We start from the raw sequence: 26,184 nt of genomic DNA, 5'->3' as shown, positions 1-26,184 counted from the left end.
ACGCATGGTGACGGCCCCGGCGCCTCCCACACGGGACGCCGGGGCCATCATGTGTCGTTCCTTCCGGGGAACGCTTTCAGGCGACGCTCATCGGCCGCGCCTTGCCAGCCAGGTGGCACCTGCGCCGACGCCGACTGCCACGGCTCCGCCGATCGCGGCCGCCTTGGGGTTGCGGCGGATCTGGTCACCGGCGGTGGATGCGACGTCGCGGGCACGCACGCTCGCGACCGAAGCGACATCGCGAGCGCGAACCGTTGCGACTGAAGCGACGTCGCGCGCGCGGACGGTTGCGTCGGAAGCGGCGTGGCGGGCGCGATCGCCGGCCGAGGCGGCACTGGTCTTGATCCGGTGCGGGACGTTCAGTTGCCGGCCGAGCTGTTCGACCGTGCTCGCCAACCGCTCGCGGGTCTGCTCGAGATCCGCGCGAATCTCCTGCTCAGTGGCGTTGCTCATAAGGTCTTCTTCCCTTCGACCTGCCCCAGACCGGCGGCGTGGTGGCCCTTCAAGGCCTCGATGTCCTGGTGCATGCCCTCGACAACGTGCTCGGGCATCGGCGGCGTCGCTTCGCTCACGTGCCGCTTGCCCAGCAGGGCGGCGATCGCCGCGATGACGAAGAGCACCACCCCGATCAGTAGCGCCGACAGCCAGGCCGGTACCGCCTGGGCGAGGCCGAGGATGGCTGCTGTGATGAATGCGCCGAGGCCGTACAGCGCGATCGTGCCGGCGCCGCCGAAGAGCCCGAGGCCGATCCCGGCCTGCTTGCCCTTGTCCTTCAGCTCGAGTTTGGCCAGCTGCAGTTCATCCCGAACCAGCCGGCTCACATCCGCGCTGAGCTGCCCGACCAGTTCGCCGACATGCTCGTCGCCGGTAGACCCGCGATCGATGTGGCGTGTTCGCTCTTGCGTCGTCATGGTCACTCCCGTCAGCTCTGACTGGTTGACGCCCTACGACGCCGGTACCCAACCGACCCGGGCACACACTCAGCCGGCAGCGGCCACCTCTTCGATGGTTCGCCCACTCAGGACAGACCCGGGCTGGGACTCGGTCGGGTCCCAGGACGGATCGGCGTACTCGTCGCGCACCTTGACCAGCAGCCAGTCGCCGTCCGCGCTGGTCCGGGTCAGCGCCCACGCGCCGCCGAGTTTCACCCCTTGCAGCAAGAACTTCGCGTGCCCTTGCGCCAGGGCCGTCGCGATCGGCACCTCGACCCCCGACTTCTCAGTGAGGTTGCGATAAACGCCGAGGTCCCACACGATCACCGCGCCCGATCCGTACCGCCCCGAACCGGTCACGCCTTCGAACTCGGCGTACTCCATGCTGTGGTCGTCGGTCGGTACGGCGAGACGCTTCTGCGCGGGATCCGGCGACGGCCCGCGCGGCACCGCCCAGGACTTGAGCACACCGTCGACTTCGAGTCGTACGTCGTAGTGCAGGCGCCTCGCGTCATGCTTCTGGATCACGAAGATCGGGCTCATTCGCCGCTCCCTTCGCGAAGGTGTTCGGTACCTGGCTGCAACGCGCAGTAGATGATGCCGAGGTCGCGACGTGATGCATTTGCGACCGATTCGGGCTAGGGTCATTCGCAAGGGTAATGACCGTGGTTCAGCCATGTGCCACGCCGTGACTCACAGTCGCGAGGTCATTCAGATGGTTAACACCGATCGTTGTACCCAGAGCGCCGAACAGGCGCGCAAAGCCCGGCGGGACGAGCAGACCAGCTCACTTCTGCGGCGCCGGAGGCTCACCGACAGCGAGGAAGAGCGGCAGCGGCTGCTCGAGGAAGCCGTCGAACTCAACATCGAGATCGCCCATTCGATCGCCACCCGGTTCTCCGGTCGCGGCGTCGAGTCGGACGACGTCGAACAAGTCGCCTATCTCGGGCTGGTGAAGGCGGCACACGGCTTCGATCCGGAGACGGGCACCCCGTTCCCGGCGTTCGCCGTACCCACCATCAGGGGCGAGATCAAGCGGTACTTCCGCGACTGCTCGTGGACCGTGCGGATCCCGCGCCGGCTGCAGGAGCTCCAGGGAGCCATCGCCGCCGTGGAACCCCAACTGGTACAGGAGTTGCACCGCGAACCGTCCGTACCGGAACTGGCCGCACAGCTCGACGCGGGAATCCACGAGGTCGAGAGCGCGGTCGCCGCGGTCGGCTGCTTCTCGGTGCTCTCGCTGGACCGTCCGCTCGATGACGACGAGGAGTCGACCAAGACCCTCGCGGACACCGTGCCGACCCGGGATGACTCCTTCGAGCATGCCGAGACGATCACCGTGCTGCGGCCGTTGATCGAGCAACTACCCGAGCGGGACCGGCAGATCCTCGAGCTGAGGTTCATCGACAGCCGGACCCAGGAGGACATCGGCCGGGAGATCGGTGTCAGCCAGATGCAGGTATCGCGCCTGCTCCGGCGAATTCTCGATGAACTGCGCGAAAAGATCTCGATGCCCGCGGCAGCCTGATCCCCCGTTTTCCCCTCGGAAACGAGTAGCGCCCCGGCCAGGTGGACGGGGCGCTACTCGTTTCTCTGGGGGGAGACTCAATCCGGGAAGCGCGGCAACTGCTCGTTGGGGTCCTCGTCCGGGTCGGTCTTGGGCTTAGGCGGGTCCGGCACCGAAAGCGGATCGTCCTTGCCGGGCGTCGTCACTGACGGTTTGGCCAGATCCGGGTCTTCGTCGGGCGGAATCGGGTTGATCGGGATCGTACTCATCGCAGAAACTCCTTCCGCTCACCCAACCGGTACCCAGATATGGCTCCAGCATGCGAAACGAGGGCGAGATGGCCGTCGGGGTGCTTCGTTCGGAGCCGCCTGGCTGGTTAGGGTGTCCCGTGCAGAAATGGCCAGGACGCGCTTATCCGCTCGGTGCCACTTACGACGGCTCCGGCACCAACTTCGCGGTTTTCTCGGAGGTCGCAGACAAGGTCGAGCTCTGCCTGCTCGACGATTCGTACGCCGAGACCCGGATCGAGCTCACCGAGGTCGACGGCTTCGTGTGGCACTGCTACCTGCCCGCCGTACAGCCCGGGCAGCGCTACGGCTACCGCGTGCACGGGCCGTATGCGCCCGCCGAGGGGCATCGCTGTGATGCCACCAAGCTGCTGCTCGACCCGTACGCCAAGGCGATCGAGGGCCAGGTGGACGGCGATCCGTCCTTGTTCAGTTACTCGTTCGACGATCCCACCAAGCTGAACGGCGCTGACAACGTGCGCCACACCATGCATTCGGTGGTGACGAACCCGTTCTTCGACTGGGGTAACGACCGGCCGCCGCACCGCCCGTACCACGAGACCGTGATCTACGAGGCGCACGTCAAAGGCCTGACCAAGACCCATCCCGGCCTACCGGACGAGATCCGCGGTACGTATGCCGGTATCGGGCATCCCGCGATCATCGACCACCTGGTCAAACTCGGGGTCACCGCGATCGAGCTGATGCCGGTGCACCAGATCGCGCAGGACGCGCACCTGCAGGAGAAGGGCCTCACGAACTACTGGGGCTACAACACGATCGGCTTTTTCGCGCCACACAACGCGTACTCGTCGACGGGTGATCGCGGCCAGCAGGTGACCGAGTTCAAGACGATGGTCCGGGCGCTGCACGCCGCCGGTATCGAGGTCATTCTCGACGTCGTCTACAACCACACGGCCGAGGGCAACGAGCTCGGCCCGACCCTGTCGTTCAAGGGCATCGACAACGCGGCGTATTACCGCCTGGTGGACTCGAAGAAGTCGCACTACTACGACACCACCGGCACCGGTAACAGCCTGCTGATGCGCAACCCGCACGTGCTGCAGCTGATCATGGATTCCTTGCGCTATTGGGTTTCCGAGATGCACGTGGACGGTTTCCGGTTCGATCTGGCCGCGACGCTGGCCCGCCAGTTCCACGAGGTCGACCGGCTGTCGGCGTTCTTCGACCTGGTCCAGCAGGATCCGGTCGTCAGCCAGGTCAAGCTCATCGCCGAGCCGTGGGATGTCGGCGACGGCGGCTACCAGGTCGGAAACTTCCCGCCCTTGTGGACCGAGTGGAACGGCAAGTACCGCGATACCGTGCGCGACTTCTGGCGCGGTGAGCCGTCGACGCTGGCCGAGTTCGGCAGCCGGCTGACCGGTTCGTCGGACCTCTACAAGGACGACGGTCGCCGCCCGATCGCGAGTATCAACTTCGTCACCGCGCACGACGGGTTCACCCTGCGCGACCTCGTGTCGTACAACGACAAGCACAACGACGCCAACGGCGAGGGCAACAAGGACGGCGAGAGCCACAACCGGTCCTGGAACTGCGGGGTCGAGGGCGAGACCGACGACCCGGCCGTGCTGGCGTTGCGGGCCCGCCAGCAGCGCAACCTGCTCACCACCCTGCTGCTGTCCCAGGGCGTGCCGATGCTGCTGCACGGTGACGAGCTGAGCCGGACCCAGCAGGGCAACAACAACGTTTACTGCCAGGACAGCGAGATCGCCTGGGTCGACTGGGAGCTCGACCAGTCCCAGCAGGATCTGCTCGAGTTCACCCGCAAGGTGCTCGAGCTGCGCCGGCGCCATCCGGTCTTCCGCCGGCGCCGGTTCTTCCGCGGTGACACCCGGCATAGCGAGCTCGGAGATCTGGCCTGGTTCGCCCCGGACGGCAAAGAGATGGAGCCGGTCAACTGGGAGCAGGACCACGGCCGCGCGGTCGCGGTGTTCCTCAACGGCGAGGCGATTTCCGAGCCGGATCCACGTGGTGGTCCGGTGGTGGACGACTCGTTCATCATGCTGCTCAACAGCTTCCACGAGCCGCTCGACTTCGTGCTGCCGCCCAAGCCGTACGGCGAGACCTGGCGGGTAGCGATCGACACCGCCACAGCTGACGGGACCGACGGCGAGATCGACCACGCCGCCGGTACCACCGTGAAGGTCGAGGCCCGCGGCATCGTTCTCCTGACGCGTCCGCACACCGGCCGATGAGGTTCCGCCCGCTGTCGACGTACCGGCTGCAACTGCGGGCGGAGTTCGGTTTCGACGACGCGGCGGCCGTAGTGGAGTACCTCGACCGCCTCGGCGTCTCGCACGTCTACCTGTCGCCGATCCTGCAGCCGGCTCCGGGCTCCACCCACGGGTACGACGTGGTGGACCACAACCGATTGTCGGAGGCGGCTGGTGGTGCCGAGGCGTTCGCGAGGCTCTCGGCCCGGCTGACCGAGCAGGAGATGTCCGCGATCGCGGATGTCGTCCCGAACCACATGAGCGTGCCGACGCCCGCGAGGCTCAACGCCGCGCTCTGGTCCGTACTGCGCGACGGACCTGGTTCCCCGTACGCAGAGTGGTTCGACGTGGATTGGGGCGCAGGAGACCAGCCGTTGCTCATGGCGGTGCTCGGACAGCGCATTGGCCGGGTGTTGGCGGCCGGCGAGATCACTGTCGAGGGAGAGGTCCTTCGGTACTACGAGCACGAGTTCCCGCTGAAGCCGGGGACGGAGACTCTGCCGCTCGCGGAGCTGGTAGGCAGCCAGTGGTATCGCTTGGCTCACTGGAAGGTCGCGGACGAAGAGCTCAACTACCGGCGCTTCTTCGACGTAGACACGCTCGCGGCCATCCGTGTCGAGAACCAGCGGGTCTTCGACGCCACACACGGCCTACTGCTCCAGTTGTTGGCAGACGGACGTCTGACCGGCTTGAGGATCGACCACCCGGATGGACTGGCCGATCCCCGCGGGTACCTGCGTCGGCTGGCTGAAGAGACTGGTGGTGCCTGGGTCGTCGTCGAGAAGATCCTTGAGGGCGACGAGGAGCTCCCCAACGACTGGCCTTGTGCCGGCACTACTGGGTACGACGCGTTGCTACGGGTCGGAGGTCTTTTCGTAGACGCTGCCGGGGCCGCACCACTCTCGAACCTGCACCACGAGCTCACGGACTGCCCAGCCGACTTCGCGACCGTGGTCGAGCAGGCGAAGCGCGAGGTGGTCGACGACGGGCAGTACGCGGAGGTCCATCGTCTGGTCGAACTACTCGCCCGGATCTGCCAGGACGACGTACGCCTGCGGGATCACACCCGTAGGGCCTTCCACGAGGTGGTGATGGAGCTACTCGTCGCCTTCGACCGGTACCGCGCGTACGTCGTACCGGGGGAGCAGCCGTCGCATGAGGCCGTGCTGGCGATGGACGCCGCTGTAGAGATTGCACGCGGCCGTTTGGACGAGGACCAGCACGAGACGCTGGAGCTGGTCCGGGACCTACTGCTCGGCCGGGAGGCCGGCACGGCCGCGCGGATCGACGAGGACGCCCGGCACGAGTTGATCGTGCGGTTCCAGCAGACGTGTGGGCCGGTGATGGCGAAGGGCGTTGAGGACACGGCGTTCTACCGCTGGTTCCGGTTGGCCGGGCTGAACGAGGTCGGCGGGAATCCGGACCACTTCGGGGTATCGCCCGAGGAGTTCCACGCGTACGCGGGCCGGTTGGTCGCGCATTGGCCGCACACGATGACCACGCTCTCAACGCATGACACGAAGCGTTCCGAGGACGTCCGGGCCCGTCTCGCCGTACTGGCCGAGGTCCCGGTGGCGTGGGCGGACGCGGTTCGCTCGTGGCGCGAGTTGTCGGTGGAGCATCGCGATCCGCTGGTCGACGGCACCACCGAGTACTTGATCTGGCAGACCGTCTTCGGGACGTGGCAGGACGGGCCGATCTCGGCCGACCGGTTGTGCGCGTACCTGGAGAAGGCGATCCGCGAGGCGAAGCGGCACACCAGTTGGACCTCGCCGAACGCCGAGTACGAGCAGGCTGTCGCGACGTTCGCCACGGCGATCCTTGGTGACGAGCAAGTGCTCGCGGCGATCCGGCGGTTCAGCCACCAGCAGGCCGAGTCGGTTCGGTGCAACGTGCTCGGGCAGAAGCTCGTCCAGCTCACGATGCCCGGCGTGCCCGACGTCTACCAGGGGTCGGAGCTGCTCGACCTGTCGCTAGTGGACCCGGACAACCGTCGTCCCGTCGACTTCAAGCTCAGGTCGGAGCGTCTGGCCCGTCTGGACGCTGACGTTCGACCTGCCGGGCTCTCCGACGAGAAGCTGCTGGTGACGTCTCGGGCGCTACGACTCCGGCGGCGGTTCCCGGAGGCCTTCGCCGGTCCGTATGCCGCTCTGCCGACTACTAGCGGGCATGCCGTCGCCTTCGGCCGTGGGACGGGGCCGGAGGTTGTCACGGTCGCTACCCGGCTCCACGCGCGGCTCTACCACCTGGGCGGTTGGGGCGACCACAGCGTCGTACTGCCCGAGGGGGACTGGACGGACGTTCTGACCGGCCGGACGCATAACGGCGGCTCTACCCGGCTACACGACTTGTTGGACGAACTACCTGTGGCGCTTCTTGTTAGGAGCTGACGTGCATACCTTCACCGTTTGGGCGCCTGTGGCGAAGCAGGTCGATCTGGTCCTGCGAGACGGTGATCGGCCTATGCAGCCCTCGAGCGAAGGTGATGGCTGGTGGTCGCTTGAGGTGGCTGAGGCCGGTCATGGCACCGACTACGCGTACAAGCTCGACGAGGGCGATCCGACGCCTGATCCCCGGAGTGCGTGGCAACCGGACGGCGTACATGGGTGGAGTCGTTTGCACGACCCGAGCCGCTTCAAGTGGTCGGACCAGGATTGGCCGGGCAAGGACGTACGTGGTTCAGTCTTGTACGAACTGCACCCTGGAACGTTCACGGCCGAGGGGACGTTCGACGCGGCCATAGAGCGACTTCCGCATCTTGTAGACCTCGGGATCGACGTGGTCTCGCTCCTGCCGGTTGCAGCCTTCCCAGGCCGGCACGGCTGGGGGTACGACGGCGTGCACCTCTACGCCGTTCACGAGCCGTATGGCGGGCCTGACGCGCTCCAGCGGTTTGTGGATCGCTGCCACGCACTTGGGCTCGGGGTCTGCCTAGACGTCGTTTACAACCACCTAGGCCCCAGCGGGAACTACCTCGACCGCTTCGGCCCATACTTCACCGATCGCCACACCACGCCGTGGGGGCCGGCCGTGAACCTCGATGACCAGGGCAGCGACGAGGTCCGTGAGTGGATCATCGGGAACGGGCTCAGGTGGTTCCGCGACTTCCACCTGGACGCGCTCCGGCTCGATGCCGTGCATGCACTCGTCGACGACAGCCCGCGGCACCTGTTAGCCGAGTTCTCCGACCGTACGGCCGAACTGGCCGGCGAATTGGGGCGTCCGCTAGGGCTGATCGCGGAATCGGACCTGAACGACCCACGCATGATCGAACCCGTCGACCAGGGCGGCCTCGGGATGACGGCGCAGTGGAGTGACGACTTCCACCACGCGTTGCGCACGCTGCTGACCGGCGATCGGTCCGGCTATTACGGCGACTTCGGTTCGCCCGAGGTGCTGGCCAAAACATTGACCCGGGTCTTCCTGCACGACGGCGGCTACTCGTCGTTCCGTGGCAAGGACTGGGGACGGCCGGTCGATCCCGAGCGGCATCGCGGCCACTCGTTCCTGGCGTACGCGTCGAATCACGATCAGGTCGGTAACCGCGCGCTCGGCGATCGCCTGCCGTTGACCGAAGGTCAGTTGGCGATCGCGGCCACCTTTGTCCTGACCAGTCCGTTCACGCCGATGATCTTCATGGGCGAGGAATGGGCCGCGTCGACGCCATGGCGCTACTTCACCGATCACGACGAGCCGGCCCTGGCCGAGGCCGTGCGGGATGGCCGGCGCCGGGAGTTCGCCTCACATGGCTGGGACGCCGGGGATATTCCCGATCCGCAGGACTTGGCCACGCGCGAGGCGTCCGTACTCGACTGGACCGAACTCGCGACGGAACCGCACAACCACCTGCTGTCGTGGTACCGCGACCTGATCGCGTTGCGGAAGGCAGAACCGGCCCTGACCGACGACCGGCTGAGCGCCGTACAGGTGGATCACGACTCGGCAGGCGAGTGGTTCGTCGTTGCCCGGGGCAACCTTCGGGTGGTGGCCAACCTCGGCGCCGAGGACCGGTCCATCCCGCTCGGCGCGCATCCGCGGGAGATCGAGGTGGCCTTCGGTCCGGCGGTGGCGGAGGCTGAATCGGTCCATCTGCCGAGCCACGGCGTCGCCGTCGTACGGGTCTGGACGCCTGGTCCGGCGCGGATGACAACGTCGGTACCCTTCTGAGCAAGCGATTGCCCGTGTTACGGCGCGGTGAATTCCGCCAGGCGGTTTGCGAAGAACGCTGGTTTTCCCGCATGTCCTGGGGGTGAATTGGGTACCGGCCGACTCTTCCTGAGGGGCGGAGGGCCACTTTCGGAAGCCATGTGGGGCCGAACGAAAGGGACATTGGGGTCATGGCGCACAACGAGGTGGACACCTACTACGACTACGACGAGCGCCAGTGGAAGAGCCGAAGGCTCGGCGGGGGGCCGGTCCAACGAGGCCCGGTCTGCCCGACCATCCGGCCTCGTCAGACCGCGGCGGCGAACGCCGGCGCGGGGGCGGCCCCGGTGCGGGACAAGGCCGACCGACGCTCCAGCTGAAACAAATTCCGGCGCCGGGTGACCTGACGGCAGGTTTTGCCGCCACCGGGCGCGGGCACCGGAGGACGGTGAAGATCTCTGCGCACCGAACTCGTCCGGGCCGCTCGGTGGCGGTCGTGCTTCTCGCGCTCTTGCTGGCTGTTGTGCCACTGGCGATCGCGCCTGCCGCCGCGCTCACGTCCAGTGCTGGCGGCGCCGACAGCTCAGCCCACACTGAGGCAGCTGCCTGGCCGACCGCCGCCCAAGCCGATCCGACGCCGACTCCGACGCCCGTCAACGAACCTGGTGACAGAGACGCCGACGGCCAGGACAGCGGTGGCGTGCCGCTCTTGCTGATCATTCTGGTGGGTATCGTGGCGATCGTCGTGGGGTCCTTCCTGGCGTTCCGCCGTCGTGCGGGGAAGCCGGGCAAGCAAGCGCCCTGAACTTCGTCCTTCCAATGAGTTTCGCGAGGCCTTGCGAGGGTTACCTCAAGTCCTCAACTCGCTGGAAGGAGACGTCTGATGACGCCCACCAAGAACGAATGGCCCGCGTCGGCCACCGGGCAGCAGACCTCGGACGGGAACGGGGCTACCGGTGTTGCTCGCGATGAGGCCGGACACCTGAAGGAGGCCGCGGCGGAGAAGACCGCCCAGGTGGCAGGGACCGCCAAGGAACAGGTTGGAGAGGTCGCGAGCGAGCTCCGGGAACAGACGGCCCGGCTGGCCTCGCAGACCCGGGAGCAGCTGCAGACCCAGGCCGTCGAGCAGCGCGATCGGCTCGCCGACGGACTGCGGTCGATCAGCTCGGAATTGCGCAGCATGGCGCAGCACGAAGGCGACTCCGGTTGGGTAACACAGTTGGCCAAGCAGGGTTCGCAGCTGACTGATCAGGCGGCACAGTTCCTGGCCGATCGTGAACCAGGACAAGTACTGGACGAATGCCGGAATTTCGCCCGTCGCCGGCCCGGCGTTTTCCTGCTAGGAGCGGCAGTGGCCGGTATGGCCGCGGGGCGCCTGACCAAGGGCCTGATGGCCGACCGTCGACACCAGCATGCTGCTGATGATCCCGATCAGCAGGCCGGCGGCCAGTATGAGCAGGGCGGCGGCCAGTACCAGCAAGATGACGTCGGGCTGAGCGCGGCGATGGGCGGGCAGCCGCCGGCGTCGGGAGCGGCGACGATGACGCCGGTGCCTCCCGCACCGGTGCCGGATCCTACGCTTGATCCCGGGTATGGCACCGACGGGGACACGCTCCCCGGCCCGGGTCCGCAGCCGGGACGGTGAGCGGAGATGACTGGAGTACCTGAACCGTCTCCGCCGTCGGTGGATCAGTCGATGGGTGAGTTGATCTCCAAGCTCACCACTGATCTGACCGCGCTCACCCGGCAAGAACTCGCTCTCGCGAAGGTGGAGTTCCGCGACGAGGCCAAGAAAGCCGGCAAGGCCGCCGGCCTGCTCGGCGGTGCGGGTTTCGCGGGCTGGATGCTCGCGCTATTCGCCTCACTCGCCGTGATGTGGGCGCTCGGCGAGGCCATGCACCTGGCCTGGGCGGCGCTGATCGTGACGGCCGTCTGGGGCATCGCCGGCGCGGTCCTGTTCCAGGTCGGCAGACAACGGCTGCGGCAGGTCGACCCTAAGCCGGACCAGACGGTCGACTCGATGAAGGAGGATGCGAAGTGGCTGACAGCACGGAACAACTGAGGCGCGATATCGAGCGGACCCGGCATGAGGTCGGCCGGGATGTCGACGCGCTGAGCGACAAGATGAGCCCGAGCCAGATCATGCACCGGCGGACCCGCGCGGCCCGTGGCATGGTCAGCCGGGCCCGCGACCGGGTGATGGGTGCGGCCTCGTCGGTCGGTGACAGCACCGGTTCGGCCATGTCGTCCGTCTCCGACGCGGGCCAGACCGTCGGTTCGGCGATCCAGAGTGCGCCCGAGGTGGCTCGCCGCCAGACCCAGGGAGCGCCGCTGGCCGCTGGGGCGATCGCCTTCGCCACGGGGTGGCTGTTGTCCACTCTGGCCCCGGCCTCCGACCGCGAGGAACAGCTCGCCGTGAAGGTGAAGGAACCGCTCAAGGAAGAGGCCGTTGGCCTTGCCCAGGAAATGAAGTCGGAGATGGCTGAGCCGGTCCAGGAGGCCGCTCAGCACGTCAAGGAGAGTGCCCGGGACGCGGCAGGCACCGTTGGCGACGAAGGTAAGCAGGCCGCGGAGTCGATGGCCGAGCAGGGCCGCGACGCGGCGGGTAACGTCCGCCAGGCTGGCTCCGGCAGCTAGCCGGCTGAGAGCTCCGGCGCACCGTCCGCCGTCTGCGGAGGGCGGTGCGCCAGGTCTGCCAGCAAGGCGTCCATCCGCACCATACCCAGGGTTTCAGGCGCCCGCTCTCTCAGTGCCGTCAGTAGCTGAGCGGCGAGATCGTGCAGGGGCAGACTGCCGTTGCGGGAGTACCACGACAACATCGCGAAGGCAGTGTCAGGGTCGATACCGTAGACGACCATCAGGGCGCCTTTGGCCTGTTCGATGGAGCTCCGGGTGAGCATTCCACGGTGCAGATTACGGACCTCGGCTAGCAACACGTCGGCCTCTGCGGTCGCGGGAGGCGGGTTCGCCAGGACCTGCCGGACAGCTTCGGCCAGCGTCGCGCACGCCGCGATCTCGCCCTCCGTCTGGTCCGCTCGCATCAGGCCCAGCATTCGCTGATAGACCGGGGTCAGTCCGGCGACGGCGACGGGGGGCGCATAGGTGCCGGTGAACTCGAGCGCCGCTCTGAGAGCCGCCAGGCCGCCGGCATCGCAGGTCACCAGGCCGCTCGCGTCGACGACGAACCGCTCCGGACGTTGCCCGACGGCACTACGGAAGCAGCCGCGCAGATAAGTACGGGTACGGCCACGAAGGTGACCCGAAAGCCGCCCGATCATGAGGGCAGGGGAGAAGTCGAAGGTGACGTCAAGCCCAGGTCCGCGAGTCACCACGCGGTCGAAACGCGCGGGCGGCTGAGCCTTCGCCGGGTCGCTGGGATTCAAGGTGCCGACTCCAAGCCGTCGGTGGAACGGCTACATCTCTGAACCGGCTCCACCAACGGTAATTCGCGATCCAGCCCCTGTCGAGCGGTAGCGGGCCGGAATTCATGCAGCGGCGAGAGTGCTTCGCAGTTGGGTCAGGATCCGGCTCAGCAGACGCGAAACCTGCATCTGGCTGACTCCGATCTCGGTCGCGATCTCAGCCTGGCTGCGGTGCTCGATGAACCGGCGCCGCAGAATCAGCTGATCACGAGCCGACAGTCCCTGCAGGGCAGGCCGCAACGACTCGAGCTGATCGATGAGTTCATAGGGCTCGCTCGGGTCGGCCACGAAGCTCCCGAGCTGGGTCGTCGCTCCCCCGGTAACGGGAGCATCCAGCGACAGCGGCTGAAAGCAGCTCTGAGCCGACTGTGCGTCCACCACGTCATCGAGCGGCAAGCCGCTCTCGACCGCGAGTTCGGCGGGAGTCGGCCAGCGGTGCCTGCGGGCCACGAACCGGCTCTCGGCGGTGTTGAGCGTGGCCTGGGCATCTTGAACCCGGCGCGGTGGCCGGACCGTCCAGGCGTTGTCGCGGAAGTGCCGTTTCAGCTCGCCGCGGATGGTAGGGATGGCATAGGAGCGGAAATCGGTGCCCGGACCCGGCCGATAGCGGTGGGCGGCTTTGACGAGGCCGAGGAAGGCGACCTGGGTCAGATCGTCTCCCTCGACCCCGCGGCCGTCATACCTCGAGGCCAGGGTTCTGGCCATCGGGGTGTTCAACACGATCACCTCGTCGAGCAGTTGACCTCGGCGGGGTTCCAGACAGCCGTCGGCGGCTCGCAGCAGCTTCTCGGTTTCGGTAGCGATCCGGTCACGTGCCGCCTGGATCGGCGGGTGTGACGGGGAGCGACGATGAGCGAATGGCGTGGACATGACGCATCCTTAAGCCGATCCGGCCGGATGGCAGCGGGGTTGGGCCACTGGCCGGGTTCGCCTTACGTACCCGACGGTGCCGATACCAATCAGCGCCGTCCGGTCAGCGGGTCGCCGTGCCTGTAGTGGCCTCCCTCCGGCTGAGGGCGGCACCGAGGCCGATCATGCCCACGCCGAGCACCAGGTGCAGCCAGTCGTCGGCGTTGTTCAGCGGGACGAAATTCGCTGAACTGGCCTCGTCGACCACGAGTCCGTAGACCCACAGCAGCAGGTAGACCAGCCCGCCGCCGATCAGGTAGTTGCGGGCGCCGCCGACCGATCTCGCCAGCGCCAAGCCGACCGCGCCGAAAAGCAGGTGAACCAGGTTGTGCAGCACCGAGACCTGGAAGATGCCGAGCAACATCGCGTCGGAATGATGCCCGGCGATGGACATCGTGTCGAAATTGGTGGTGATGCCTGGCACGAAGCCCAGCACGCCGACCGCTAGGAACGTCGCGGCCACCACCAGGGCGGCTTTCTGCACCGGAGCCGTGATCCGGCCCTGTGCCCTTGTATTCGCCATCTTGCTCACTCCTCTGGGGAACCCGAGCTGTTCGGGTGCCGGTGTGGTACCCCGCCGGCTGGCCGATATGCGGTCCAGTGGGCGGCACTGGCCAGGCGGGGCTTTCGAGGGCTAGCCTGAGGGCGGTTGAGAGGCCAGCCGGGCGCCGATGCGCCACGTGGTACGGGTCGAATTGGATCGCTATGACCGGAAAGTACCGGCCGGTGCCGGTGCAGGCGTTGCTGTGCGGCCGCTGGGTTGCGGCCGAGGTGGTGGCGGTGCGGAGGACGTCCACGAGTGGCGCTGTCCGGCAGGTCCTGCTCGAACACCATGGCCATCTGGAGTGGATCGACGCAGCCCTGGTCCGCCGCGACCGCGTTCGCTGACCCTCCGGGCGATGCCCTGCGGCACAACGTCGCGGTGTTACTGTCGCGGGCATGTCTGGTGGTTCGCCGGAGGGCGACAATCCCTGCCTGATCGTGATCTCATGCGGATCCTGACCGGCCTCGCCCTGATCATCATGCTCACCATCACCACGGGCTACTTCGTCGCACAGGAGTTCGCCTACGTGGCCGTCGACCGCGATCGCCTGCGCGCCTTGGCCGACACGGGTGACAGCGCGGCGGCACGGGCCTTGTGGGTGACCGGGCGGCTCTCGTTCGTGCTGTCCGGCGCACAGCTCGGCATCACCGTCACCGCGCTGCTCGCCGGGTACGTCGCCGAGCCCTTTCTCGGCCGGGGCTTGGCCGATCTCCTCGGTCTGATGGGGCTGTCCGAAGCCGTCAGCCTGTCGATCGCGGTGGCCGCGGCCCTGCTGATCGCGACTGTCATCCAGATGGTGCTGGGCGAACTCGCACCCAAGAACCTGGCCATCGCGCGGCCGGAGGCCTTGGCCCGCGCGCTGTCCCGCACCACCCTGGGCTATCTCCTGCTGGCCGGCCCGGTGATCCGGATCTTCGACGCGCTCTCCAACCGGTTGCTGCGCCGGGTCGGGGTCGAGCCGGTCGAGGAACTGCCTCAGGGCGCCACCGCACAGGACCTCGACCGGATCTTCGCCTCGTCGTACGCCGAGGGCCTGCTGGACGCGGACACCACCCGGCTGCTCGATCATGGCCTGGACTTCCGTCATCGCACGGCCGGTGAGGTGATGGTGCCGCGGGTCGATCTCATCACTGTGCTGGCCGATGACCCGGTCACCCGGGTGGTGGAACTGCTTGACACCGGGCACAGCCGGTTCCCGGTGCTGGGTGAATCCGTCGACGAGGTCCTCGGCACGATCGCCGTCAGCGATGTGGTCGACGTCGAACCCGTTGCCCGGGGCAACACCAGGGTCCGGCTCCTGCTGACGCCACCACTGCTGGTGCCGACCACGTTGCCGGTGCCGGCCGTCCTGGAACGCCTCCGCAGCGAACACCGTCAGCTGGCCACGGTGATCGACGAGTTCGGTGGTTTCGCCGGCGTGGTCTCGCTCGAGGACATTGCCGAGGAGCTGGTCGGCGAGATCATCGACGAGGACGATCTGCCCGAGCAGGGTGCCGTCAAGGGGCCGGACGGTTCATGGCTGTTACCTGGCCGTTGGCGCCTTGATGAGGTGGCCGAGGCCACCGGCGTGACCCTGCCCGACCACGATGACTACGAGACGGTGTCCGGGCTGGTGATGTTCTACCTCGGCCGGGTGCCCGCCTTCGGTGACCAGCTGGCGATCGACCTCGCGCCCGCGTTCGATGACGCAGGCCACGAAATTCCCCAGGGCCGAGCGTTGCTCCGCGTCGATGAAGTCCGCCGCCACGTGCCGTACCTGGTCCGGTTGGAGCAGCAATGAGTACGCCGATCGCGTTGCTGATCTCGGCCGGGCTACTCGCGGTGAACGCGTTCTTCGTCGCGGCCGAGTTCGCCCTGGTCGCGTCCAAGCGGCACCGGCTGGAGCAGGCCGCTGCCGAGGGCAGCCGGTCCGCCCGGGCGGCGATCGCCGGGGTGAGCGAGCTGTCGCTGATGCTGGCCGGCGCCCAGCTCGGCATCACCCTGTGCACCCTCGGCCTCGGCGCCCTGGCCGAACCGGCCGTCGCCCATCTGCTCGACCCGCTGTTCGAGGCGATCGGCATCCCGTCCACCGCCGCGCATGTGATCGCGTTCCTGCTGGCTGTCGGCGGTATCGGCCTGATCCACGTGGTCGTCGGCGAGATGGCCCCGAAGTCCTGGGCGATCAGCCATCCCGAGGCCTCGGCCCTGCGGCTGGCCATTCCCTTCCGGGCCTTCACCCGCGTCTTCCGGCCCGTTCTGGTCGGGCTGAACGCCCTGGCGAACGTCTGCCTGCGCCTGGTAAAGGTGACCCCGCAGGCCGAGCTGGCCAACGCCCACGGGCCCGAGGAACTGCGCATCCTGATCGAGTCGTCCCGCCAGCACGGCACCCTGGCCGAGCCGGAGCACGCCTTGCTCACGGCGATGCTCGCCCTGCAGAACACAACCGTCGACCAGGTGATGATCCCGACCGGTCAGATCACCGCCGTCGCTGCGGATACGCCCGCGCGGGAGATCGAACTCACCAGCCGCCAGGCCGGCCGTTCGCGTCTGGCGGTGAACCGCCCGAACGGCGAGATCTGCGGATTCGTGCACGTTCGCGATGCCGTTCGCGCCACCACCTTTCCTGCCCAGCTGGTCGATGCGGACGCGGGCGCCGTACGGGCTGGGGAGATGATGACCGATGCCTACCGCCTGCCCGGTACGACGCCGGTGGCGGGCGCGATCCGGCTGTTGCGCGAACAACGCTGCCAGCTCGCCGTGGTCACCGGGCCGGACGGTTCGACTACGGGCATCGTGGCTCTGGAGGACTTGCTCGAAGAGGTGATCGGCGAATTCGACGACGAGACCGATCCGGTCGTCGCCGCGGCGCGCCTGTCGGCCCAATCGAGCGCATCTCCGACAGACCAGCCTGGGAATTGACCTTCGATCACCAGCCTTCTCGATTGCCCGGGGTCGTCTCGTCGGTCGGTTCGGGTTCGGCCGGCCCGATCGGGGTACCGCAGGGTCAGCCGGGAGGAGACGAGATGGCGCGGGTAATACTGATCACCGGGGCGTCCAGTGGGATCGGCCGGGCCGCGGCCCAGGCGTTCGCGGCCGAGGGGGCGAACCTTGTCCTGGCCTCGCGATCGCCCGAGGCGCTTGCCGTGGTGGAAGCGGAGACCAAGGCTCAGGCCGAGGAAGTGCTCACGGTGCCGACGGATGTCGCCGACGCGGACCAGGTGGAGGCTTTGTTCGAGCAGGCGGTACGGCGCTTCGGCCGGGTTGACGCCGTCGTCCACGCGGCGGCGGTGCTCGCGTACGGGCGGTTCGAGGAGGTGCCCACCCACGTCTTCGACCAGGTCGTCCGGATCAACCTGGGCGGCACGGCCAACGTGAGCCGCGAAGCCCTCAAGCGGTTCCGCGACCAAGAGGGTGGCCGGTTGGTGCTGGTCGGCTCGCTGCTCGGGATGATCGCCCTCCCGACGATGGGCGCCTATACGACCTCGAAGTGGGCGGTCCATGGCCTGGCGCACACCTTGCGGATCGAGGCCCGGCGAACGCCCGGGGTGCACGTCAGCCTGGTCTGGCCCGGTTCGATCAACACCCCGGTCTACGACCAGGCGGCCACTTTCGCGGACCGGGCGAATCGTCCGCTGCCGCCGGTCGATCCGGCCGAGAAGGTCGCCCGCGCGATCGTGAGGGCGGTCCGCCGGCCCCGGCGTTCGATCCCGGTCGGCCCGTTGAACCACCCGGTCGCGTGGCTTTTCGCCGCGTTGCCAGGGGTGTTCGACGTGGTGGCGACGCCGATGATGAAGGTGCTCGGAACCACCAAGGAGGCGGTAGTGCCGAACCACGGCAACGTGTTCGAACCAAGGCCCGACGGCGAAGGGGTGCACGGGCGCTGGGGCCGGCACTGGTTGCGCCTCGCGGGGATGGCCGGCATCGCGGGGCTAGCCGGTGCGGCGGCGAAGACTCACCGTCGTACTTCCCGCTGAAGCTCATAACGCGAGACCGCCGAGGGCCCCGCCGGCAGCATTTCGCCGTACAGGGCAGGTGCGGAGACATCAGCCAGTACGGCCCGATCGGCGGACAAGCGCGTGCCCTCCGCCGTCACCACGCCAACCGCACGGCCCTCGCGGACCATGATTTCCGTGACCGTGGTATCGCAGTGGATCGTGCCACCGAGAGCGGTGAAGCGATTGGCCAGGGCCTCGCTGAGCCTGCCCGCGCCGCCAACCGGCACGGGATATCCGTACTGCTGGCCGAGCATGACCAGCAGCCAACCCATGTATCCCGAACCGGCCGACTCTCCGGGTTGATATCGGCGTGCTGAGCGTTCGTGGCGAACAGGATCCGTCCGGCCTCATCCGCGAAGTACTGCTCACCAAGCGCTCGCACGGACGTGAGGAACAACCGCAGCCGGTCGAACCCACCCGGCCGGGCCAGCCGCAGGCCGAGCCGGGCGCCCGCGCGTACCGGTGGGAACGGCGTGAGCAGGGCGTCGATCACGGCAGGGCCGAGCCGGCCCCAGTCGCTCACAAGGGAGAGCCAGCCAGGCCTCTCCGTCGGCCGGATTGGCGACGGACGCCGCGGTGTCGGCCGGACCAGCGACCAGCCGCCAGCCCGTTCGGGCCGGCTCCGATCACGATCGCGTCGGTCATCCGGCACCAGTGTCCAGGGAGTGTTCTCGGCATGCATCGGGTACCGGGTGGCCATGAGCCTGAACGAGCGGGTAGTGCACGCATCGCCCGGGGACGTGTTCAAGATCCTCGGCGACGGTTGGACCTATGCGGGCTGGGTCGTCGGTGCGGCCCGCATCCGGGACGTCGACAGAGGCTGGCCGGAGCCGGGCCGCAGCATCCACCACTCGGTCGGATCCTGGCCGGTGCTGATCGACGACACCACCACGGTCGAGGCCCTCGAGCCGGACAGCCGGCTCAAGCTCAAGGTGCGGGCCTGGCCGACCGGCGAGGGACGGGTCGAGTTCACCGTGGCTGCCCATCCGGAAGGCTGCCTGGTGAAGATGCGCGAGGACACCGTGGCCGGTCCCGCCAAGTTGATACCGAAACCGCTGCTCGAGCCGGTGCTGAGCTGGCGCAACACGGAAACCCTGCGCCGCCTGGCCCTGCTCGCCGAAGGCCACAACGACGCCGGCAGCGCCTCGCCCGGAAGCTGACCAAAGCCGGCAGTGGGGCGTGCGCCGCACGTCCTGCCCGGCCGGCCCTACTCGACCTCGACCGGGCAGGATCGCGGTGCCTACTTGCCAGTGGCCTTTTTGGCCTTGGCTTGTGCCTTGCCCTTCACCGTGCCGACGGCGTCTTGGGTGGCCGAGTAGGTCCCGTAGAGTGCCGGATCCGGCCTGGGCGCCGTACCGGGCCCACCGAGCGGCTGCGGGTCCTCCAAGTACTCCAGCCCGTCCTTGCCCTTCGACCAGCCACCCTTGGGTCCGTCCGTCCCGTCGGACAGGCCCCAAATGGTGTGGTTATGGTCCTGGTTCTCCTCGTCGAACAGCGCGTCGGGCACGATCGGTGTCTCCAATCCGTCGGACTCCAGCTCCTCGATCGCCTTCAGCCACTGCTTCTGATGCACCGTGTCGCGAGCCAGGTTGAACTGCAGCATCGCCCGCACGCCGGGGTCATCGGTCATGTTGTAGAGCCGGGCGGTCTGCAACCGCCCTTGTGCCTCGGCCGCCGCGTTGGCCCGGAAGTCGGCCAGCAGATTGCCGCTCGCGACGATGTAGCCGCCGTTCCAGGGCACGCCCTGGCTGTTGTTCGGCAGTGCGCCACCACCGGCCACGATGGCCTGCTGCGGGTCCATCCCGCCCAGTACGGCGGCCATCACCGGGTCCTTGACCGACTCGGCCAGCACGGTCGAGGGCGCGCCCTCGAGCAGCCTCGCCACCATGGTGGCGAGCATCTCGACGTGGCCGATCTCCTCGGTGGCGGTGTCCATCAGCAGGTCCTTGTACTTGCCTTCGACCCGGCAGTTCCAGCCCTGGAACAGGTACTGCATGGTCACCGTCATCTCACCGAAGGCGCCCCCGATGAGTTCCTGCAACTTCCTCGCGTAAACCGGGTCCGGGCGTTCCGGCCGGGCTTCGAACTGCAGTCGTTTGGTGTGGCGGAACATGGATCCTCCATCCAGCTCGTCGAGGCCCCGGGGTACCCCAGTGGCGGTGGGATATCACCGGTGGTACGAAAAGAGCGCACACTGACGAAAACTGGGTCCTATCCGTCCTGAAGGGGGACCTGCTCGTGACTGCCGGGTCGTCGCCACTGGTGTCGCTAGACCATGTGATGGCCAGGCACGAGGAGACACTGACCCAGGCCCAGCACTGACCGGCCGACCAGCTAACGCGAGGCGGCGGTGGCGGCTGTTCGGTGTACGAAGGAGTGCGGGCCTTCCGTCACCAGGCGCAGGACCGGGGCGGAGGTCCGCGGCCCGCGCAGCTCCACGGCGCCGCCGTCCAGTACGACGAGACCCGCGTCCCCGGGGGCGCCGAATGATTCACTCACCCGGCGGAACACGAACTCGGGGTCGTTCGCCCACTCATCCCGGGTGGCGGCGATCTCCCGCGGCCCCGCCGGTCGGGCCGTGCCCGGCCGGACGGGCTCACTCCAATCGGGCAGGGGGTGTGGCGACCGCTCAGCCTGTACCGGATCACCGGGCAGCAACCAGAGCGTGCGCCCCGGCGTACACCAGCCTGCAAGGAGTCCCAGCAGCCCGGCCCGCTGCGGAGTCGTGCAGACGGTGCTGGAATAGCCGATCCGTAGGCCGGCCAACACGCGCCGTTCGTCCTCGCTCAGGTCTGTCACGCCCAGCAGCCCGGCGGCCTCGTCGATGGTCAGCGCTTCCTCGTGCGTACGGCGAACCGGCCATCGCGGGAACGCCGGTCGCGGCCAGAGGTAGGGCAGGTCGTCCGGTACCCCCGGAAAGACCCGTCCGTAGTACGACGGGTCCTTCCGGAGCAGCGCCGACCGGTGGGTCAGATGCACGGCCTCCTCACCCAGCCAGGGTGGGAGTTCTCCCGTCGCGGCAAGCGCGGGCTGCTCCGGCACTTCGCCGCCGGTGAACTCCAGCAGCATCGGCAGCGTGCTGTCGGTATGGCCGCGTGCGGCCCATTCGCGGCACATGGCCGTGCCGTAGCCGACCAGGGCGCGGGTGAAACCCCTCCACATGCCGACCGCTGGATGGTGCTTCCAGCCGTAGTCCGGCCATACCAGCGCACGCAGGATCTGAAGCGTCTCGACCCGCTGCTTGCCTAGCCTGCGACCGTCCAGCACGGCGGCGCTGGCAGCGAAGTCGGCATACGGCACAAACGTCTGCATGGGCTCCCAGTGCCCAGTTCAGGCCTCCGCGAAGCGGTCTAGTGCGGCAAGCACAGTGTCCGCCATGCGCGGGTCGCAGGTGCCGTGACCCGCCTCGTCGATCAGATACAGCTCCGCGCCAGGCCAGACCTGAGCCAGTTGCCAGGCGATATCCGATGGGCCGCTGAGGTCCAGCCGGCCGTGCACGAGCACCCCGGGGATACCGGCCAGCTCAGTCGCCTCGTGCATCAACTGTCCGTCAGGCAGCCAGGCCGCATGACGCCAGTAGTGCGTGACAAGCTTCGCGAAGACCATGCGGAACCGGGCGTCGTCGTACCGCGGATCCGGCTGATGCCCGGCGTGTACGGCGACATGCGAGTCCTCCCAGCGGCACCAGTCGCGGGCGGCCTGTTCGCGCACGGCCGGATCCGGATCGGCCAGCAGGTCGGCGTAGGCGTCGACCAGGCTGCCGTCGCGCCGGTCAGGCGGTACGCCGTCGCGGAATCGCGCCCACTCGGCCGGAAAGACGCGGCCCATGTCCCGCGTGATCCACTCGACCTCCCGGCGGGTCGTGTTGGTCACGCTGAAGAGCACGAGCTCCGACACCGCGTCGGGATGTGCTTCGGCGTACGCCAATCCCAGCGTCGCGCCCCACGAACCACCGAGCACCAGCCAACGGTCGATGCCGAGCTGCTCGCGGAGTTGCTCGAGGTCGCGGATCAGGTGGTGGGTCGTGTTCACGCTCAGGTCCACGCCGAACTCGCTCGCATGCGGCGTGCTTCGCCCACACCCGCGCTGATCCACCAGGACCACCCGGTACGCCGCGGGGTCGAAGAAGCGCCGCCACCCCGGCGTACAGCCTGAACCCGGACCGCCGTGCAGCACCACGGCCGGTTTGCCGTCGGGATTGCCGCAGACCTCCCAATAGACCTCATTGCCGTCGCCGACCGCCAGCATGCCGGTCTCGTACGGCTCGATCGGGGGATACATGCGCCTCCTTCGTGATGATCTAACAGTGCTGTTATATTTCTACCATGTACCGCGGGATCGGAACTCATCTCAGGCATGTGCTGGAGCTGCTCGACGCCGACGTGGCCAAGGTGTACGACGGTCAGGGTCTGGGGGACTACCGGCCCAGGTTCTCCCCGGTGGTGCGGGCGATTCTGGCCGAGGGGCCGCTGCCCATCCGGGCACTCTCCACGGCCGTCGGGGTGACCCATTCAGCCGCGAGTCAGACGGTGAACCAGATGGCCAAGGCGGGTTTTGTCGACCTCGTGCCCGGGGCCGACGCGCGGCAGCGGATCGTGCGGCTCACGGAGCGGACCAGGCGGCTGCTGCCCGTCATCGAGGCGGAATGGGAGGCCACCGAGGCGGCTCAGCGGGAGCTCGATCGGGAGCTCTCGGTGCCGCTGGCGCAGGTGCTGGCGGAGATCGAGAAGGCGCTGGCGAAAAGGTCCTTCGCAGAGAGGATCGCCGGAAACGTTCAGGATCGGCCGGATCAGGACTAACATCGCGGGCCATGAGGGCCCTTGTCGCGGTACTGCTGTCGGCAGTTCTCGTTGGGTGCTCGACCTCGTGCTCTTCGGGGAAGCCGGAAACGGTTCCAACCACGCCTGGGCGGCAGTTCCCCGCCCCCGCCGTGAACGGGCTCGACGACGCTCAGGCCACCGCGAAACTGCAGGCCGTCCTGAACGAGGTGGTCGCCCAGTTCAAGACCAGCCCGGACGTGGAGACCGCCGCCCGGGGTGTCACCGCCGCCGTCATCTTCGGCGACCGCTGGGCCTGGACCGGTGCCGCCGGCAACGACGCACTCGGGGAGAAGCTGCGAGCCTCGACCGAGATGGCGACGGCCAGCATCACCAAGACCTTCGTGGCGACCGAGGTGCTGCGGCTGGCCGAGAAACGCCGGATCGACCTCGACGCGCCGCTGTCGCGCTACGTCAAGCACCGGTTGACGGCGAAGAACGCGACCGTCCGGCAGTACCTGGCCATGACCGCGGGCGTGCCCGACTTCACGCCGTCCGACTACGACAAGATGGCCGCGGATCTCGCCGGCGCACCCGCTCGCCGCTGGACCGCCCGGCAGGCGCTGAAGTACCACACGTCCGCACTCGGCGCGCCCGGTTCGCCGTACGTCTATAGCAGCGCGAGCTATCTGCTGGTCGGCATGGCGATCGAGGCGGTCACCAAGCAACCGCTGGCCGTTGCGCTGCGCAACGACCTGGTGAAACCGGCCGGCCTGAGCCGGGTGGCCTTCCAGGACGGCGAACGCCCGCAGGAGCCGATCGCCGGTTCGCACTCCAAGGTCTGCGGCACGATCCCGGACGGGTTCATCCCCTGCCGCTCGGTGGCGAGTTCGTCCGCGGCCGCCGGGTCGATGGCCGCCGACGCCGCGACGGTGGCGCGCTGGGGCTATCAGCTGTACGGCGCTCGCGTGGTGCCGCTGGAGATCGTCAACCAGCTCATTGGCGAGGACGGCCCGTACGGCCTCGGCACGATGCGGTTCAACTCCACCTTCGGCGCCATCGGGGAGGCGGTCGGTCATCGCGGCAACGCGCCCGGTTACACCAGCCTGCTCGCGGTGATTCCGTCGCGCCGCATCTCCGTCGCCGTACTCCTCGCGGACGGTAACAAGAACGTCGACGGCGTGATGAGCAAATTCCTCACCGCGCTCGAACCTCTCGTCGCGGGCTGAGTAATGTCCGCTGAGTAATGTCGAAGGCGGCTCGCGGGTCTCGTCCTTCCGGTGTGGGCGCCGCCCGGCGTCACCGGTTCGAAGGAGAATTGCGACATGAAGTTTCTGATGATCATGAACATCAACCCGGCCATCTGGGACGCCCTGACCGAGGCTGAGCGCGACGTGGTGACGTCGGGGCACGGCGAGTTCATGGCGACGGTTCGGGCTTCCGGCGAGCTGATCGACACGGTCGCCCTGGCCGAGCCCGCGAAGAGTGCCGTTGTGCGGGTCCAGAACGGTGCGCCGGTGGTGACCGATGGGCCGTTCGTGGAGTCGAAGGAGTTCCTCGGCGGCTACTACTTCATCGAGTGCGCGGACCAGGCGCGAGCCTACGAACTGGCCGCGATGATCCCGGATGCGGCGGTGCCGGGTGCGGGAGTCGAGGTGCGTCCAGTCGTCTTCAGCGCCGACCTGACCAGCGAAGGGCCTGAGTGACTCCTGCGATCGAGGACCTGCTGCGCGGGCTCGCGCCGCAGGTCCTCGGACTACTCGCCCGCCGGAACGAGCGGTTCGACCTGTGTGAGGACGCCGTCCAGGAGGCCCTGCTCGTGGCCGCGCAGCACTGGCCCGCCGAGGGGCTGCCGTCCAACCCGCGGGGTTGGCTGCTCACGGTGGCGTCCCGGCGGCTGACCGATCTCTGGCGCAGCGAGAACGCCCGGCGGCAGCGCGAGGTCAAGGCCTTCCGGCTCTCCGTCGATGAGGACCTGGTCGACGTACCGGCTGAGGATGACACGCTCACGCTGCTGTTCCTCTGCTGCCATCCGGCGCTCTCGGCGTCGTCCCAGTTGGCGTTGACGCTGCGGGCGGTTGGCGGACTCACGACCGCGCAGGTGGCGCACGCGTTCCTGGTGCCCGAGTCGACGATGGGGCAGCGGATCAGCCGGGCCAAGGACAAGATCCGCGCGACCGGTACTTCTTTTCAGCTTCCGCCCGAGGAGGAGCGGGCCGAGCGGCTGCGAGTGGTGTTGCACGTGCTCTACCTGATCTTCAACGAGGGATACACCGCGTCGTCCGGCCCGGAGCTGCAACGGGTGGAGCTGAGCGCGGAGGCCATCCGGCTGACCCGGGCGGTACGGCGGCTGCTGCCGGACGACGGTGAGGTGGCGGGCCTGCTGGCGCTGATGCTGCTGACGGATGCCCATCGCCCCGCCCGTACGGCGCCGGACGGGTCGCTGATCCCTTTGGCCGAGCAGGACCGTCGTTGCTGGGACGCCGAGGCCATTGCCGAAGGCACCGAGTTGATCGAGACCACGATGGCGACGTCTCCCCTCGGGCCGTACCAGTTGCAGGCGGCGATCGTTGCCGTCCACAACGAAGCGGCGCGCGCCGAGGACACCGATTGGCGCCAGATCAGCGTGCTCTACCACGTGCTGGAACGGATCGCGCCGAACCCGATGATCACGCTCAACCGGGCGATCGCGGTCGCCATGGTCGACGGGCCGGCGGCCGGGCTCGCGCTACTCGGACCGCTCGCGGCGGACCGACGCCTGGCCGGCCACCACCGATTCCACGCCGTACGGGCGCACCTGCTGGAAATGGCAGGCGAACCGGCCGCCGCCCGGGTGGGATACCTCGAAGCCGCCCGCCGAACCACAAGCCAACCCGAACAGCGCTACCTCACCGCCCGGGCTGATCGCCTCGCTTAGTTGGCCTTTTCGCTCAGGCGCTCAGGCGCTCAGGCGTTCGGTGAGGGTCGTCAGGTCGGGGAGGAACCAGACCTGGCGGCCGCGGTTCGCCTCATCCACGAATGCCCGCAGGTTGGAGCTGTCGGCCAAGTGGTGGGAGATGTCGCCGACGATCGCGAGCTGGTGACCGTACATCACGAACCGCTGCACGATGTCTCCAGCGATCCGGCTGCTCAACCCGAAGAACGCGTCGTCCAGCCGCTCGACCGGTAACGCGAACCACTCGACCTCGTCGTAGTAGTGGCTCGCGATCAGATCCACCACGTCCTGGTCGGTCTTTATCGGCGGCCCGTCGGGCGAAACAGCCACCACCACGTGCCCGCCGTACTTCACTACCTGGTCAGTCATCCCACTCCACAACTAGTCGTCAATCGCCCGACCCGCGACGAGAGATCTCGCGAGGGATGCCTAAAAATACCTTATCGGACTTCTTAAAATGGAATATGAAGAATAATAAGCGATGCTGAGCTTGCTCCGCCCTGAGGTTTTGCGAGGAGGTCTCAAAGTGCCTTGCCA

At 67.9% G+C, this 26,184-nt stretch carries 30 protein-coding genes; 18 read left to right on the top strand and 12 right to left on the bottom strand.

What is annotated here, in order from left to right:
- Positions 1–87: 87 nt before the first annotated feature.
- The 3 genes from OG394_RS22330 to OG394_RS22320 form a co-directional block, all read right to left on the bottom strand.
- Positions 88–453: a DUF3618 domain-containing protein gene (locus OG394_RS22330; protein WP_328988968.1), complete on the bottom strand. Its 366-nt coding sequence runs from the start codon at positions 451–453 to the stop codon at positions 88–90.
- Positions 450–911, bottom strand: a complete 462-nt coding sequence (locus tag OG394_RS22325; protein WP_328988967.1) for a phage holin family protein — start codon at positions 909–911, stop codon at positions 450–452. Before OG394_RS22325 ends, OG394_RS22330 begins: the two co-directional genes overlap by 4 nt.
- A gap of 69 nt (positions 912–980) precedes the next feature.
- Positions 981–1,475, bottom strand: coding sequence for a DNA polymerase ligase N-terminal domain-containing protein (locus OG394_RS22320; RefSeq protein WP_328988966.1), 495 nt, complete (start codon positions 1,473–1,475; stop codon positions 981–983).
- A gap of 172 nt (positions 1,476–1,647) precedes the next feature.
- Between OG394_RS22320 and OG394_RS22315 the strand changes: the two genes are divergently transcribed.
- Positions 1,648–2,460 (top strand): SigB/SigF/SigG family RNA polymerase sigma factor, encoded by an 813-nt coding sequence (locus OG394_RS22315; RefSeq protein ID WP_328988965.1) that lies wholly within the window; start codon positions 1,648–1,650, stop codon positions 2,458–2,460.
- A 77-nt stretch (positions 2,461–2,537) separates the two neighbouring features.
- Here the strand turns inward: OG394_RS22315 and OG394_RS22310 are convergent, their stop codons facing one another.
- Positions 2,538–2,708, bottom strand: a complete 171-nt coding sequence (locus tag OG394_RS22310) for a hypothetical protein (RefSeq protein WP_328988964.1) — start codon at positions 2,706–2,708, stop codon at positions 2,538–2,540.
- A gap of 119 nt (positions 2,709–2,827) precedes the next feature.
- On the opposite strand from OG394_RS22310, the gene glgX reads away from it, so the two are divergent.
- The 8 genes from glgX to OG394_RS22270 all read left to right on the top strand — a co-directional run bounded on the left by glgX (position 2,828) and on the right by OG394_RS22270 (position 11,743).
- On the top strand, positions 2,828–4,942 hold the full coding sequence (gene glgX, locus OG394_RS22305; protein WP_328988963.1) for a glycogen debranching protein GlgX: 2,115 nt from the start codon (positions 2,828–2,830) through the stop codon (positions 4,940–4,942).
- Positions 4,939–7,350, top strand: coding sequence for a malto-oligosyltrehalose synthase (gene treY / locus OG394_RS22300; RefSeq protein ID WP_328988962.1), 2,412 nt, complete (start codon positions 4,939–4,941; stop codon positions 7,348–7,350). Before glgX ends, treY begins: the two co-directional genes overlap by 4 nt.
- A 1-nt stretch (position 7,351) precedes the next feature.
- Positions 7,352–9,127, top strand: a complete 1,776-nt coding sequence (treZ, locus tag OG394_RS22295; RefSeq protein WP_328988961.1) for a malto-oligosyltrehalose trehalohydrolase — start codon at positions 7,352–7,354, stop codon at positions 9,125–9,127.
- 170 nt (positions 9,128–9,297) lie between these two features.
- Complete coding sequence (locus OG394_RS22290; protein WP_328988960.1) at positions 9,298–9,486, top strand: hypothetical protein; 189 nt, start codon at positions 9,298–9,300, stop codon at positions 9,484–9,486.
- A 68-nt stretch (positions 9,487–9,554) separates the two neighbouring features.
- Entirely contained in the window at positions 9,555–9,911 is a 357-nt protein-coding gene (locus OG394_RS22285; RefSeq protein WP_328988959.1) for a hypothetical protein, read from the top strand.
- Positions 9,912–9,989: 78 nt separating this feature from the next.
- Positions 9,990–10,751 (top strand): hypothetical protein, encoded by a 762-nt coding sequence (locus OG394_RS22280; protein WP_328988958.1) that lies wholly within the window; start codon positions 9,990–9,992, stop codon positions 10,749–10,751.
- 51 nt (positions 10,752–10,802) lie between these two features.
- Complete coding sequence (locus tag OG394_RS22275; RefSeq protein WP_328988957.1) at positions 10,803–11,168, top strand: phage holin family protein; 366 nt, start codon at positions 10,803–10,805, stop codon at positions 11,166–11,168.
- Positions 11,144–11,743, top strand: coding sequence for a DUF3618 domain-containing protein (locus tag OG394_RS22270; protein WP_328988956.1), 600 nt, complete (start codon positions 11,144–11,146; stop codon positions 11,741–11,743). The genes OG394_RS22275 and OG394_RS22270 overlap by 25 nt, the downstream gene beginning before the upstream one ends.
- Here OG394_RS22270 and OG394_RS22265 read toward each other — a convergent pair.
- The 3 genes from OG394_RS22265 to OG394_RS22255 form a co-directional block, all read right to left on the bottom strand.
- Positions 11,740–12,489, bottom strand: coding sequence for an ANTAR domain-containing protein (locus OG394_RS22265; RefSeq protein ID WP_328988955.1), 750 nt, complete (start codon positions 12,487–12,489; stop codon positions 11,740–11,742). The two genes, OG394_RS22270 and OG394_RS22265, sit on opposite strands and share 4 nt — an antisense overlap.
- Positions 12,490–12,591: 102 nt before the next feature.
- The gene (locus tag OG394_RS22260; RefSeq protein WP_328988954.1) at positions 12,592–13,398 is read right to left on the bottom strand and encodes a sigma-70 family RNA polymerase sigma factor; all 807 of its coding nucleotides are present in this window, start codon (positions 13,396–13,398) and stop codon (positions 12,592–12,594) included.
- 103 nt (positions 13,399–13,501) lie between these two features.
- Complete coding sequence (locus OG394_RS22255; RefSeq protein WP_328988953.1) at positions 13,502–13,960, bottom strand: DUF4383 domain-containing protein; 459 nt, start codon at positions 13,958–13,960, stop codon at positions 13,502–13,504.
- Positions 13,961–14,142: 182 nt separating this feature from the next.
- Here OG394_RS22255 and OG394_RS22250 point away from each other — a divergent pair, with 182 nt between their 5' ends.
- From OG394_RS22250 to OG394_RS22235, 4 genes are all read left to right on the top strand, one after another.
- Positions 14,143–14,325 (top strand): hypothetical protein, encoded by a 183-nt coding sequence (locus tag OG394_RS22250; RefSeq protein ID WP_328988952.1) that lies wholly within the window; start codon positions 14,143–14,145, stop codon positions 14,323–14,325.
- Between the two features lie 101 nt (positions 14,326–14,426).
- Positions 14,427–15,761, top strand: a complete 1,335-nt coding sequence (locus OG394_RS22245) for a hemolysin family protein (protein ID WP_328988951.1) — start codon at positions 14,427–14,429, stop codon at positions 15,759–15,761.
- Positions 15,758–16,879, top strand: a complete 1,122-nt coding sequence (locus OG394_RS22240; RefSeq protein WP_328988950.1) for a hemolysin family protein — start codon at positions 15,758–15,760, stop codon at positions 16,877–16,879. The genes OG394_RS22245 and OG394_RS22240 overlap by 4 nt, the downstream gene beginning before the upstream one ends.
- Before the next feature lie 104 nt (positions 16,880–16,983).
- The gene (locus OG394_RS22235; RefSeq protein WP_328988949.1) at positions 16,984–17,934 is read left to right on the top strand and encodes an SDR family NAD(P)-dependent oxidoreductase; all 951 of its coding nucleotides are present in this window, start codon (positions 16,984–16,986) and stop codon (positions 17,932–17,934) included.
- Here the strand turns inward: OG394_RS22235 and OG394_RS22230 are convergent.
- Positions 17,913–18,227: an FAD-dependent oxidoreductase gene (locus OG394_RS22230; protein ID WP_328988948.1), complete on the bottom strand. Its 315-nt coding sequence runs from the start codon at positions 18,225–18,227 to the stop codon at positions 17,913–17,915. The two genes, OG394_RS22235 and OG394_RS22230, sit on opposite strands and share 22 nt — an antisense overlap.
- 426 nt (positions 18,228–18,653) lie before the next feature.
- Here OG394_RS22230 and OG394_RS22225 point away from each other — a divergent pair, with 426 nt between their 5' ends.
- Positions 18,654–19,115 (top strand): SRPBCC family protein, encoded by a 462-nt coding sequence (locus tag OG394_RS22225; RefSeq protein ID WP_328988947.1) that lies wholly within the window; start codon positions 18,654–18,656, stop codon positions 19,113–19,115.
- Positions 19,116–19,195: 80 nt separating this feature from the next.
- Here OG394_RS22225 and OG394_RS22220 read toward each other — a convergent pair whose 3' ends face one another.
- The 3 genes from OG394_RS22220 to pip all read right to left on the bottom strand — a co-directional run bounded on the left by OG394_RS22220 (position 19,196) and on the right by pip (position 22,236).
- Positions 19,196–20,068 (bottom strand): manganese catalase family protein, encoded by an 873-nt coding sequence (locus OG394_RS22220; RefSeq protein ID WP_328988946.1) that lies wholly within the window; start codon positions 20,066–20,068, stop codon positions 19,196–19,198.
- Positions 20,069–20,289: 221 nt separating this feature from the next.
- Positions 20,290–21,267 (bottom strand): MSMEG_6728 family protein, encoded by a 978-nt coding sequence (locus OG394_RS22215; protein WP_328988945.1) that lies wholly within the window; start codon positions 21,265–21,267, stop codon positions 20,290–20,292.
- A gap of 18 nt (positions 21,268–21,285) precedes the next feature.
- Positions 21,286–22,236 carry a prolyl aminopeptidase gene (gene pip / locus OG394_RS22210; protein ID WP_328988944.1) on the bottom strand — a complete coding sequence of 317 codons (951 nt, stop codon included), beginning with the start codon at positions 22,234–22,236 and terminating at the stop codon, positions 21,286–21,288.
- A 44-nt stretch (positions 22,237–22,280) separates the two neighbouring features.
- On the opposite strand from pip, the gene OG394_RS22205 reads away from it, so the two are divergent.
- From OG394_RS22205 to OG394_RS22190, 4 genes are all read left to right on the top strand, one after another.
- Positions 22,281–22,754, top strand: a complete 474-nt coding sequence (locus OG394_RS22205) for a MarR family winged helix-turn-helix transcriptional regulator (protein ID WP_328988943.1) — start codon at positions 22,281–22,283, stop codon at positions 22,752–22,754.
- Positions 22,755–22,765: 11 nt separating this feature from the next.
- A complete protein-coding gene (locus OG394_RS22200; RefSeq protein WP_328988942.1) occupies positions 22,766–23,941 on the top strand; it encodes a serine hydrolase domain-containing protein in 1,176 nt (391 codons plus the stop codon).
- A gap of 96 nt (positions 23,942–24,037) precedes the next feature.
- Positions 24,038–24,418, top strand: a complete 381-nt coding sequence (locus OG394_RS22195; RefSeq protein WP_328988941.1) for a YciI family protein — start codon at positions 24,038–24,040, stop codon at positions 24,416–24,418.
- Positions 24,415–25,629, top strand: coding sequence for an RNA polymerase sigma factor (locus OG394_RS22190; RefSeq protein ID WP_328988940.1), 1,215 nt, complete (start codon positions 24,415–24,417; stop codon positions 25,627–25,629). The genes OG394_RS22195 and OG394_RS22190 overlap by 4 nt, the downstream gene beginning before the upstream one ends.
- 21 nt (positions 25,630–25,650) lie before the next feature.
- On the opposite strand, the gene OG394_RS22185 is transcribed toward OG394_RS22190, so the two are convergent.
- On the bottom strand, positions 25,651–26,016 hold the full coding sequence (locus tag OG394_RS22185; protein WP_328988939.1) for a DUF4180 domain-containing protein: 366 nt from the start codon (positions 26,014–26,016) through the stop codon (positions 25,651–25,653).
- Positions 26,017–26,184 lie beyond the last annotated feature (168 nt).

Source organism: Kribbella sp. NBC_01245 (assembly GCF_036226525.1).
GTDB lineage: Bacteria > Actinomycetota > Actinomycetes > Propionibacteriales > Kribbellaceae > Kribbella.
This window is presented reverse-complemented; position numbering and strand designations above follow the sequence as displayed.